General features: G+C 67.9%; 13 protein-coding genes and 1 pseudogene. 9 read left to right on the plus strand and 5 right to left on the minus strand.

Going from position 1 to position 11,302, the window contains the following annotated elements:
* Nucleotides 1–40: 40 nt before the first annotated feature.
* The 3 genes from AC1DSO_RS23660 to AC1DSO_RS23670 all read left to right on the plus strand — a co-directional run bounded on the left by AC1DSO_RS23660 (nucleotide 41) and on the right by AC1DSO_RS23670 (nucleotide 4,233).
* Entirely contained in the window at nucleotides 41–2,104 is a 2,064-nt protein-coding gene (locus AC1DSO_RS23660) for a S46 family peptidase (RefSeq protein ID WP_477071141.1), read from the plus strand.
* A gap of 166 nt (nucleotides 2,105–2,270) precedes the next feature.
* Entirely contained in the window at nucleotides 2,271–3,551 is a 1,281-nt protein-coding gene (locus AC1DSO_RS23665; protein WP_477071142.1) for a NupC/NupG family nucleoside CNT transporter, read from the plus strand.
* 64 nt (nucleotides 3,552–3,615) lie between these two features.
* Nucleotides 3,616–4,233: a glutathione S-transferase family protein gene (locus AC1DSO_RS23670; RefSeq protein ID WP_477071143.1), complete on the plus strand. Its 618-nt coding sequence runs from the start codon at nucleotides 3,616–3,618 to the stop codon at nucleotides 4,231–4,233.
* Here the strand turns inward: AC1DSO_RS23670 and AC1DSO_RS23675 are convergent.
* Entirely contained in the window at nucleotides 4,230–4,682 is a 453-nt protein-coding gene (locus AC1DSO_RS23675) for a PaaI family thioesterase (protein WP_477071144.1), read from the minus strand. The two genes, AC1DSO_RS23670 and AC1DSO_RS23675, sit on opposite strands and share 4 nt — an antisense overlap.
* Nucleotides 4,683–4,787: 105 nt before the next feature.
* Between AC1DSO_RS23675 and AC1DSO_RS23680 the strand changes: the two genes are divergently transcribed.
* From AC1DSO_RS23680 to AC1DSO_RS23700, 5 genes are all read left to right on the plus strand, one after another.
* Nucleotides 4,788–5,093 carry a DUF3253 domain-containing protein gene (locus tag AC1DSO_RS23680; RefSeq protein ID WP_477071145.1) on the plus strand — a complete coding sequence of 102 codons (306 nt, stop codon included), beginning with the start codon at nucleotides 4,788–4,790 and terminating at the stop codon, nucleotides 5,091–5,093.
* A gap of 157 nt (nucleotides 5,094–5,250) precedes the next feature.
* Nucleotides 5,251–5,835 carry a uracil-DNA glycosylase family protein gene (locus AC1DSO_RS23685; protein ID WP_477071146.1) on the plus strand — a complete coding sequence of 195 codons (585 nt, stop codon included), beginning with the start codon at nucleotides 5,251–5,253 and terminating at the stop codon, nucleotides 5,833–5,835.
* Nucleotides 5,832–6,890: a lysophospholipase gene (locus AC1DSO_RS23690; protein ID WP_477071147.1), complete on the plus strand. Its 1,059-nt coding sequence runs from the start codon at nucleotides 5,832–5,834 to the stop codon at nucleotides 6,888–6,890. Before AC1DSO_RS23685 ends, AC1DSO_RS23690 begins: the two co-directional genes overlap by 4 nt.
* 61 nt (nucleotides 6,891–6,951) lie before the next feature.
* Entirely contained in the window at nucleotides 6,952–8,013 is a 1,062-nt protein-coding gene (locus AC1DSO_RS23695; RefSeq protein ID WP_477071148.1) for a Leu/Phe/Val dehydrogenase, read from the plus strand.
* 36 nt (nucleotides 8,014–8,049) lie between these two features.
* Entirely contained in the window at nucleotides 8,050–8,262 is a 213-nt protein-coding gene (locus AC1DSO_RS23700; protein ID WP_477071149.1) for a UvrB/UvrC motif-containing protein, read from the plus strand.
* Nucleotides 8,263–8,277: 15 nt separating this feature from the next.
* Here the strand turns inward: AC1DSO_RS23700 and AC1DSO_RS23705 are convergent, their stop codons facing one another.
* The 4 genes from AC1DSO_RS23705 to AC1DSO_RS23720 form a co-directional block, all read right to left on the minus strand.
* Nucleotides 8,278–9,132: a hypothetical protein gene (locus AC1DSO_RS23705; RefSeq protein ID WP_477071150.1), complete on the minus strand. Its 855-nt coding sequence runs from the start codon at nucleotides 9,130–9,132 to the stop codon at nucleotides 8,278–8,280.
* A 118-nt stretch (nucleotides 9,133–9,250) separates the two neighbouring features.
* Nucleotides 9,251–9,397, minus strand: coding sequence for a hypothetical protein (locus AC1DSO_RS23710; RefSeq protein WP_164468816.1), 147 nt, complete (start codon nucleotides 9,395–9,397; stop codon nucleotides 9,251–9,253).
* Nucleotides 9,398–9,428: 31 nt separating this feature from the next.
* Nucleotides 9,429–10,328, minus strand: a complete 900-nt coding sequence (locus tag AC1DSO_RS23715; protein ID WP_477071151.1) for a transglutaminase family protein — start codon at nucleotides 10,326–10,328, stop codon at nucleotides 9,429–9,431.
* 21 nt (nucleotides 10,329–10,349) lie between these two features.
* Entirely contained in the window at nucleotides 10,350–11,033 is a 684-nt protein-coding gene (locus tag AC1DSO_RS23720) for a TetR/AcrR family transcriptional regulator (RefSeq protein WP_477071152.1), read from the minus strand.
* A gap of 131 nt (nucleotides 11,034–11,164) precedes the next feature.
* Here AC1DSO_RS23720 and AC1DSO_RS23725 point away from each other — a divergent pair.
* Nucleotides 11,165–11,302: pseudogene (locus tag AC1DSO_RS23725) on the plus strand (surface-adhesin E family protein); the annotation flags it as partial.

The raw sequence follows: 11,302 nt of genomic DNA on the forward strand, positions 1-11,302 counted from the left end.
AGGTTAAGCGACGAATTCAGTGCAGCGATCCGAAACGCCCATGACGGTCCTCCGCGCCGCTTCCGCCCTGGTTCTCGCGCTCGTCGCGACGGTCCCCGCGCGAGCGGACGAGGGCATGTGGACCTTCGACAGGATCCCGGTCGACAAGATCAAGGCCGCGACGGGCGTGACCTTGGACCAGGCCTGGCTGGACACGGTTCAGGCCTCGACCGTGCGGCTGACCAACGGCTGCTCGGCCGGACTGGTCAGCGGCGCTGGCCTGGCTGTCACCAACAGCCACTGTGTCTCCGAATGCGCCCAGGCCCTGTCCAGCGATGGGCATGACTATGTCCAGGACGGCTTCCTGACCGACGGGCGCGACGAGGAGCGCAAGTGCGCCGGCGTCCAGGCCGAGGTGCTGCTGACCATCATCGACGTCACTGACCAGGTGCGGGCGGCGTCCGAGGGCAAGAGCGGCCGCGACTTCGTGCGGGCCCGAGAGAGCGCCATGGCGGTGGCCGAACTGGCGGCCTGCGGCCAGGACCAGGCTCTGCGCTGTCAGGCGATCAGCTTTTTCCGGGGCGGCCAGTACAAGGTCTACAAGTACCGCCGTTACAACGATGTCCGACTGGTGTTCGCGCCCGAGATGGCGGCCTCCGCATTCGGTGGAGACCCCGACAATTTCAACTTCCCGCGCTACGCGCTCGACGCGGCGTTCGTGCGGCTCTACGCCGACGACAAGCCGGTTATCACCCCGACCTTCCTGGCTTGGCGCGACAAGCCGCCGGTCGAGGGCGAGCCGACCTTCGTGGTCGGCAATCCGGGGGCGACCGAGCGCCAGCTGACCGTGGCCCAGCTGGAGACCCAGCGCGACCTCGTCATGCCCCTCGTGCAGCTGCAGCGGGCCGAACTTCGGGGTCGGCTGATCCAGTTCGGTCAGGAGAACGACGAGCACAGGCGCGCCGCCACCCAGGCGCTGGCCTGGGTGCAGAACAGCTACAAGCTGGGCCTGGGCCGTCAGGCCATGCTGAACGACAAGGCCTTCCTCGCCGCCAAGCGGGCCGAGGAGAACGCCCTGCGCGCCAAGATCGCCGCCGATCCAAAGCTGGAGGCCCAGGCGGGCAAGGCCTGGGACCAGATCGCCGAGGCCCAGACCGCCGCCGCCGAGCGCTTCCTGCCCCTGCGGATGCTGGAGAGCGGGGCCGGCGGCGGCTCCGAGCTCTACTACTATGCACGCCTGCTGGTGCGGGCCGCCAAGGAGCGGACCAAGCCCAATGCCGAGCGCTTGCCGGAGTACGCCGACACCCGCCTGCCGCTGATCGAACGCAAGCTGGCCGATGTCCCGCCGACCACTGCGGCCCTGGAGCGGATCTATCTGGAGCACTGGCTGCTCAAGGTCCGCGAGGCCCTGACCGTTGACGACCCGCGGGTCCAGGCGCTGCTGGGCCGCGAGAGCCCGGAGCAGGTCGCTGAGACGCTGGCCGAAAGCCGGTTGTCCGATCCCGACGTGCGCATGGCGCTGTGGAAGGGCGGAGAGGCGGCGATCGAGGTTTCGGACGATCCGCTGATCCGCTTCGTGCGGCGCACCGACCCGCTCGCCCGCGCCGCCCGCGTGGCCTATGAGGCCGAGGTCGCCGGACCGGTTGACATCGCCGCCGAGAAGATCGCCCGGGCTCGGTTCGCTCTGATAGGCGACAGCGCCTATCCCGACGCGACCTTCTCGCTGCGCCTGTCCTACGGCGAGGTCGCCGGTTGGAGGGAACGGGGCGAGCGGATTCCGGCCACGACCACCGTCGCCGGGTTCTACGACCGGGTCACGGGCGTGGAGCCCTTCGCGGCCGCCCAGCGCTGGCTGGACGCCAAGGATCGGTTGAAGCTGATGACCGTCTTCAACTTTTCCAGCACCAACGACATCGTCGGCGGCAACTCCGGTTCGCCGGTGATCGACGCCAAGGGCCGCCTGATCGGCGTGGCCTTCGACGGTAACATCCATTCGCTGGGCGGGGTCTACGGCTATGACGCGGCGCGGAACCGCACCGTGTCGGTCTCGGCCGTGGCGATCGTCGAAGCGCTGGTGAAGGTCTATGATCGGACAGCCTTGGTCGAGGAGCTGACCGGGCGCTAGCGCGACTCGCCGGATCGAGACGTAAGAAGGTTCTGACTTAGGCGCCGGGCGCCTTCCTGAACCCTTCCTTACGCAAGCCGCTTGCGTGCGACGGCAGACTTGGTGTCATTCTTCGCCCTTGGTCGGCGTCGCGGGGGCGTCGCCTCATCGTAAGGTCTTCGCTTTGATGTTCCGTCCTGAGAACGTGCAGGCCCTCGCGGGTCTGGCGCTCACTTTGGGCCTTTGCTGGCTCGTTTCCGAGAATCGCAAGCGATTCCCGTGGGTTCTGGCGATCGGCGCCATTGTCGTCCAGGTGATCCTGGTCCTGGTGCTGTTCGGCCTGCCACAGGCCCAGCAGATGCTGCGCGGCGTCAACGGCGCGGTCGAGGGCCTGGGTTCCTCGACTCAGGCTGGCACCGCCTTCGTGTTCGGCTTTCTGGCCGGCGGCGACCAGCCGTTCACGGTCAGCAATCCGGGCGCGGGCTTCATCTTCGCCTTCCGCGTCATGCCGGTGATCCTGGTGGTCTGCGCCCTGTCGGCGCTGCTGTGGCACTGGAAGATCCTCAAGTGGCTGGCCCAGGGCTTTGGCTTCGTGTTCCAGAAGACGCTGGGCCTGCGCGGCCCGCCGGCCCTGGCCACCGCCGCCACCATCTTCATGGGTCAGGTCGAAGGCCCGATCTTCATCCGCGCCTATCTCGACAAGCTGTCGCGCTCGGAGCTGTTCATGCTGATCGCGGTCGGCATGGCCTGCGTCTCGGGCTCGACCATGGTCGCCTACGCCACGATCTTGCACGACGTGCTGCCCAACGCCGCCGCCCACGTGCTGACCGCCTCGATCATCTCGGCTCCGGCCGGGGTGCTGCTGGCCCGGATCATCGTGCCGTCGGATCCGATGGAGAAGGGCGGGGACCTGGATCTCGCCGCCGAGGACAAGACCTACGGCAGCGCCATCGACGCGGTGATGAAGGGCACCACCGACGGTCTGCAGATCGCGCTGAACGTCGGGGCGACCTTGATCGTCTTCGTGGCCCTGGCCACGATGGTCGACAAGATCCTGGGGGCCATGCCCATGATCGGCGGCCAACCGCTGAGCATCTCGCGCGGCCTGGGCGTGGTCTTCGCGCCGCTGGCCTGGTCGATGGGCATCCCCTGGAAGGAGGCCGGCACCGCCGGCGGCCTGCTGGGCGTGAAGCTGATCCTCACCGAGTTCACCGCCTTCATCCAGCTGTCGAAGGTCGGTGCGACCCTGCTGGACGAGCGCACCCGCATGATCATGACCTACGCGCTCTGCGGCTTCGCCAACATCGGTTCGGTCGGCATGAACGTGGCCGGCTTCTCGGTGCTGGTGCCCCAGCGCCGCCAGGAAGTGCTGGGCCTGGTCTGGAAGGCGATGATGGCCGGGTTCCTGGCCACCTGCCTGACCGCCTCGCTGGTCGGCCTGATGCCCCGGGCGCTGTTCGGGCTTTAGCCCGCGCTTCCGTTCCGTGGCGGAATGAGATCATCCTCCCGGTCACAAGCCGGGAGGATTTCTTTTGAAACTCTACGACAGCCGCCGCGCGCCCAATCCTCGCCGGGTCCGCTGGTTCATGGCGGAGAAGGGGATCGAGGACATCGAGATCGTCGACGTGTCGATCTTCGGCGGCGACCACAAGACGCCCGACTACCTCTCGAAGGCCGGCCTGCCGCACGTACCGGCGCTGGAGATCGACGACGAGACGACGATCACCGAGTCCGTCGCCATCTGCCGTTACCTCGAAAGCGTCTATCCCGAACCCAACCTGTTCGGTCGCGATCCCAAGGAGACGGCGGTGATCGAGATGTGGATGCGTCGGACCGAGATGATGGTCAGCACGCCGATGATGATGGCCGTGCGCCACACCCATCCGGCCATGGCGGGAATCGAGACCCAGATCCCCGAAGTCGCCCAGAACAACCTCGCCATGGCCGAGCGGGCGCTGAAGGTGCTGGATCGGCGACTGGCCGAGAGCCCGTTCATCGCCACCGACCGGGTGACCATGGCCGACATCCTGGCCATTACCGCCATCGACTTCGCGCGGATGATCCGCTTCCGGCCGGCCAAGGACCTGGAGCCCCTGAGCCGCTGGCGCGAGGCGATGATGGCCCGGCCGGCGGCGGAGGCCGGGATCTAGCGCGCCCGGATCTTCTTGATCACGCCCGAGAAGTTCAGCATCGGCCCGGTTCCCGTCGAGATCAGGCCGCGGACGAACAGCAGCGAGCCGCCGGCCTTGATCACCTCGCCGGTGGAGGTGACCAGGTCGCCGGGGCGGGCGGGGCCGATGAACTCGCCGTTCAGGCTGACGGTCACGGCGCGGCTGTCGGCCAGGGCTTTCCAGCCGATCGCGAACAGTGAGTAGTCGGCGAAGGTCATCATGCAGCCGCCGTGCATGAAGCCGCCGCCGTTCATGTGCTTGGCCTCGGCGCGGAAGGCGGCGGTCACGCGACCGTCCTCGTCTTCCTTCAAATAGAAGGGGCCGGACTGGTCCTCGAACGGATCCATGCCCGACCACGTGCGCCAGCCGGCCCACTCGCCGGTCTCCACCAGCTTGGGGCCGCTCCAGATGTCGTTTCCGCCGTCCATGGCCCGATCCCCTCCGTTGTCTTTGAAGATCAGCTAGAAGGGCGGAGGGGTTAGCGCAAGCCGTCGGTCTCGCCTCTGCTGACAATCCGTGGCAAGGGAGCGTTCATGAGCTCCCCGATCCAAGACATCATTCTGTCCCAGCTGGCGGCGTTGCCCGAGGGCAAGTCGATCGACCCGATGAACGTCGCCAAGGCGATGCAGCCCGAGCGCTGGCAGCAGATCCTCGGCCACGTGCGCACCAACGCCATCGAACTGGCCCGCGACGGCAAGGTCGTGATCCTGCGCCACAACAAGCCGGTCAATCCCGAGAAGTTCCGGGGCGTCTACCGCATCCGCCTGCGGATGGAAGGCGATCCGACCAGCTTCGAGGAGACGGTCGGCGAAGACGAGATCGGCGGCGACGAGGACTGATAGAACTGTCATCCCGGCCGTAGCGCAGCGGAGAGCCGGGACCGCAAGAAGCTCAGCGCTTCCGGCGGTCCCGGATCGGCGCGCTACGCGCTTGTCCGGGATGACAGTTTTTTTCTGCGCCGCTTGGACACGCGCCGCCGCACCCTAAATCCCGCCCATGCCGCTCGACGCGCTCCTTTCCGACATCGCCGCCTGCCGCGCCTGCGCGCCGTACTTGCCCCATACGCCTCGACCGGTGGTGCGGGTTCGCGAGGAGACGAAGCTCCTGATCTGCGGCCAGGCGCCGGGGCGAATCGTCCACGAGACCGGCCTGCCGTTCAACGACCGCTCGGGCGACCGGCTACGCCAATGGATGGGGATCGATCGCGAGACCTTCTACGGCCGGCCCGAGATCGGCGTGGCCGCCATGGCCTTCTGCTTTCCGGGCACCAATCCCAAGGGTGGCGACTATCCGCCGCCGCCGCGCTGCGCGACGCTGTGGCGGCCGCGACTGCTCGCCGAGCTGCCGAACGTCGAGCTGACCCTGCTGGTGGGCGGCTATGCCCAGGCCTGGGCGCTGCCGGGGCGGACGGGCCGAACCATGACCGACACCATCGCCGCCTGGCGCGACTTCGGGCCGAACGCGATCCCGCTGCCGCACCCGTCGTGGCGCAACACAGGCTGGCTGAAGCGCAATCCGTGGTTCGAGGCCGAGGTCGCCCCCTATCTTCGCCAGCGGGTCGCGGACATTCTGAACCGATGAACCGCCGCGCCCTGATCCTGACCGCGTCCGCCGCCGCGCTCGGCGCCTGCGCGCCGCTCCGGCAGAGGCCGGACCTGGCGGCCCTTGGTTTCCGCGGCCCACGCTTGCTGGACGACGCCTTCATCAGCTTCGACGGCGCCAAGCTGGGTCTGATGCGCTGGCTGCCGGCCGATGAACCTGAGTGGGTGATGGTCGGCCTGCACGGCATGAACGACTACGCCAACGCCTACCACCTGGCGGCCGAGTGGTGGACGGGGAGGGGCATCGCCACCTACGCGCTGGACGTCCGAGGCTTTGGCCGCTCGCCCGAGCGCGGGGTCTGGGCGCCGAACGACTTGGTGATCGAGGACGTGCGCGCCCTGGTCCAGACGGTGCGCGAGCGGCATCCGCGCGCCAAGGTCGCTCTCGCCGGGATCAGCATGGGCGGAGCTCTTGCCATCAGCGCCATGGCCGGGCCGAATCCGCCAGCGGTCGACAAGCTGATGCTGTTCGCCCCGGCCGTCTGGGGCTGGTCGAACCAGCCGCTGCCCAACCGGATGAGCCTGTGGTTCACCGCCCACGTGGTCGGCGAATGGGTGGTCAAGCCGCCGGACTGGCTGGTCCGCAACGTCATCCCCAGCGACAATATCGACGAGCTGCGCCGCATGGGCCGCGACCCGCTGCTGATCTGGGGCGCGCGGTCGGACACCATCTACGGCCTGGTGGGCCTGATGGAGCGGGCCTGGAAGTCGAGTGGCGGGATCGCCGTGCCGACCGCCTGGTTCTACGGCGCCAACGACCACATCATCCCGCGCGAGCCGACGGTCGAGGCTGTTGGGCGGTTGAAGCCCGGCGCCCGGACGGCCTACTACGCCAAGGGCTATCACCTGCTGCTGGTCGACAGGCAGGCCGAGAAGGTCTGGACCGATGCCGAGGCCTTCCTTCGCGACGCGCCGGGACCCTGGCCCCCGTCGGGCGCGCCGCCCATTCCCGCGACCGTGGCCGCCATGACAGCGTTGGACCCGCCGAAGCCCGCCAAAACCAAGACCTCCCAGCCTCAGCGTTCGGGCTTGTGAGGCGCGTCCTGGGGGCGTACATCCCCGCCACGTTCATCCCGGCCGACGCGAGACCGACAGCATGACCTTGTTCGATTCCCCCGATTTCGAGGGACACGAAGGCGTCCACGCTTTCTTCGACGAAAAAACTGGTCTCAAGTCGATCATCGCGATCCACTCGACCGCCCGCGGTCCGGCCGCCGGCGGCTGCCGCATGTGGGACTATTCCAGCGCCGACGCGGCCTTGACCGACGCGCTGCGCCTGTCGCGCGGCATGTCGTACAAGAACGCCATGGCCGACCTCGACTTCGGAGGCGGCAAGGCGGTGATCATTGGCGACAGCCGCAGCCAGAAGACGCCGGAACTGTTCGAGGCCTTCGGCCGCGCCGTCGACAGCCTGGCCGGCCAGTACTGGACGGCCGAAGACGTCGGCGTCTCGCCGTCGGACCTGGAAAGCACCCGCAGGACCACCCGCTTCGTCGCCGGCCTGGAAGGCCATGCGGCCGCCTCGGGCGACCCGTCGCCGGTCACCGCTGAGGGCGTGTTCCGCGGCGTGCGCCTGTGCGTCGAGCGGGCCCTGCACCGTGACCTGAAGGGCGTCCACGTCGCCATCCAGGGCGTCGGCCACGTCGGCGCCTATCTGGCCGAGAAACTGCACGCCGCCGGCGCGGTCCTGACCATCGCCGACGTCAACCAGAACGCCCTCAACGAAGTCGCCGCCAAGACCGGCGCCACGATCGTGCCGACCGACGCCATCTTCGATGTCGAGGCCGACGTGTTCGCTCCGTGCGCCCTGGGCGGCGCGATCTCGGCCGCGACCCTGCCGCGGCTGAAGGTCAAGGTGATCGCCGGCGGGGCCAACAACCAATTGGCCGACGCCATGATCGGCCAGACCGTGTTCGATCGTGGGATTCTCTACGCCCCGGACTACGTCATCAACGGCGGCGGCATCATCAACGTGGCCGCCGAGATCCGCGCGCTGGAAGCCGGCGGCGCTTTCGACGGCGACTGGGTTTCCACCAAGCTGGATCGCCTGGCCCAGACCCTGGCCGAGGTCATCGACCAGTCGATCGCCGAAAAGCGTCCGGCCAACCTGGTCGCCGACGAGATCGCCCGCGCCCGCATCGCGGCGGCGCGCGCCTAAAGCGACCTTCGCGCGTTCTCCATGGGAGCCCATCCCATGGAGGCGCCGATGTCGCATCTCGACGAACTGAAGGAACAGCTGGAAGAGGCGGTCGCGGCCCAGGATTTCGACACCGCGACTAAGCTGCGCGGCGAGATCGACTCCATCCAGCACAGCGCCAAGATCCGGGCTGTCGAAGAGCCCGCGCAGGCCGCGTATTTCCACCAGAGACAGGCCGAGGAAGACGGGCCCAAACCGCCCTCGCGCTGACCGCCGGTCAGCCGCCTACTTGCCGCGCACCGAGACGGTGACGCCGACGACCGTATCCTTGTCGGAATAGTCGATCGAGGTCAGCTTGCGCCGCGTGGCCGTCAGCGAGATCAGGCTGTTGTTCTTGCGATATCCCAAGCCGAGCTGGCGGCTGCCGAAGCGGGCCAGCTTTTCCTCGCTGTAGCCGGCGTTGCGCCAGCCGCCGAGGGAATCGCGGATCAGGTTCAGGCCATAGGCCTTGCCCGAGCTGGCGGCGAACAGCATCCAGCGGCCGCGGCGCAGGTCCTCCGCCGTGGCTCGGCTTTTGGACATGATGTTCGAAGCGCTCAGGGTCAGGCGCCGCACCGCGTTGGACTGCAAGCCCATGGGCGTGAAGGCCAGCGGCTGATCGTTGACCTCGACCTTCAGCACCCTCCCATAGGGGCGGATCTCATGAACCTTGGTCAGCGCCAGGATGGGGCGGTGGTGGGCGGGCGCTTCGGCCAGCAGCCGCACGGTCGGGCGTGGAGGTTCCGCCTTAGCGGGGGCGGCCACGGCTGAAACGACGAGCGCGGGCGCCGGTGTCGCGCCGGTCAGGCCCGCCTCGTCGAGACCGCCTGCGAGCGCCACCGTGGCGGCGGCGGGGGTGGCGTATTGCTCGGCGGCGATCGTGCGCGATTGCTCGCCGCCATAGCGGGCGGTGGCGATCGGAGCATCAGGATCATCGACATAGGCCGGGGCGGGGGAAGGCGAGGGCGTCGCCTCGGGCCCGCCGGCCAGGGTCAAGGTCTGGTTGAAAGGCTCAGGGGTATGAGTCGACAGGGCCGTCGCGGTTCCCATGACCGCGAGACCGGCCACCGCCAGCAGACATCCGAGCGCGACTCGGCGCATGCTCGTTTAGCTCCCCCAATTCCCCTGGCGTCATGATTAATGACACCTTACCCGTCTGTATAGACGTCTCGCGTGACAACTGTTCCGCGAGCGGGGCAACGCCCGATTGGTGGGCGCCTCAGTGGCCTGGTTTGGGTTCGAAGGTCCGCTTTTCCTTGACCTTCAAGCAGGCCTCGTCGGGCTTTTGGCCGTGCTGGGCCTTGGGCTCCGACTTTGGAAAGTTGAAGTTGGTCATCGGGTTCTGATTTTGGAAGCCGCTGGTCATGGGCTTTTCCTCCCGTAAGCCATTGAGGCTATCACGCGGCGCGGTCGATTTCGTCGATCAAACGCACATCCACGGAGACGTGAAGACGGGACGATCCGGGGTCGCCGATGATCGCGCCCGACACGGGTAACGCCTGGGCTGGCGTGCGGGTGGCGGCGACGCGGATCAGATCCGGCGACTCGACCAGCCCATTTGTCGGATCGAACTCCAGCCAACCCAGATCGGGCAGGAACACCTCGCACCAGGCGTGGGTGGCGCCCGCGCCGCGGATCTTGGTTCCAGGCGAGTGGATGTAGCCGGTGGCGAACAGGGCCGCGTAACCCAGGCGACGCAAACCCTCGACCATCAGCCAGGCCAGGTCGCGGCAGGCGCCGGTGCGCTTCTGCAGGGTCTCGACGGGCGTCTGCACGCCCTGTTCGTGGCGCGTGCAATATTCGAACTGGCTGTGGATCAGCTCGTTGATCCGCAAGAGGAAGGCGAGGGCGGGCTCGTCGCGGTGACTGGCCAGGCTGCGCAGCCAGCGCAGCAACACTGCGTCTGGATCGTCCGTGACGGGCGCGATGAACGGCTCGAGCGTCGTCCGATCCTCCCGGGAGTAGACGATCGGCGTCAGGGTGTCGGGGTTCTCTATCCTCTGCGGAGCCAGCGGGGCGGGATAGCGGTCGATGACCAGCTCGCTGGCCACCCGCATGGCGTCGGCCTGACCGTCGGGCTGAAAGATGCAGACGCAGTTGCCGTTGGCGTCGTAGCTCCAGCGGGTGCCGCCGGGTGGGAAGAGGCGCAAGGAGGCTTCGACGATGCGTAGGGCGTGACTGTCGCGCGGACGGATCATCAGCCGCTGCGGTCCGAACCGCACTGGCCGTTCATAATAGTACCGCGTCTCGTGAAGGATGCGCAGCCGTCCCATGCCGGAGCGACAACGCGCCGGCATGGCTCAGGTTCCGCCAGAGGCCTAGGCCAGGAAGCCCGCCTCGGCGAAGGCCAGCATCCGGTTCAGGAGGGCCACGACGTCGGCCTCGCTGGTCTGGCCTTCGGACAGCACGTTCAAGCGGTCGAACTCGGCGAAGCGGTTGTTGTGCAGCATGCCCAGGGTGAAGTGCAGCCGCCAGTAGACCTCTTCCGGCGACAGGTCCGGCCGGGCGCGCAGCAGGGCGTCGGAGAAGCGGCGCAGGTGCGAGACGTCGGTCTTCAGCACGGTGCGGATCTCGTCGGTGCCCTCGCTGCGGGCTCGGATCAGGAACTGCAACGAGATGCGGCGCTCGTGGTCCGGGGCCAACCAGCGCAGGGGCGGGGTCAGCAGGGCGGCCAGGATCTCGCGCAGCGGCGGGGCGCCGTCGTTGCGATCATTGGCCTCGTGCAGCATCTTGGCGCGCTCGCGGTTGAGCTCGGCCGTGCGGCGACGGAAGATCTCGAACAGCAACGCGTCCTTGGACCCGAAGTGATAGTTCACCGAGGCCAAGTTCACGCCGGCGGCGGCGGTGATGTCGCGCACCGACACATTCTGGAAGCCGTGCAGCGCGAACAGGCGCTCGGCGGCGACGAAGACCAGGTTCTTGGTGGCGGCTTCGGTTTCGGCGGCCTCGACCACGCCTTCATTGAGAGAAGGCGAGGCGGCGGCGTCGGTGGTCGGACTCACTACATATTCCCCTTTACCCGTAGGGAACTCTTACGGCCGTTCGAATTTGGCGCAAGCGTCAAGTATCGCTCCTGTAGCGTGTAACGGTGTTCGCGTTTAGGCTTTCCCGCCAAACGAGCAAGGAGTGCGCGATGATCGGCATGCTGACGGCCATGATGCTGCTGAGCGGCCAGGCGAGCGCCCCCGCGCCCGGCGTCACGGACGATCCGGCCAAGGTCGACTCCGTCACCGTGACCGCCGCCGGCAAGAAGCCCGCGCCGCTGCCGCCG

This window comes from Caulobacter sp. P4_E5 (assembly GCF_056401555.1).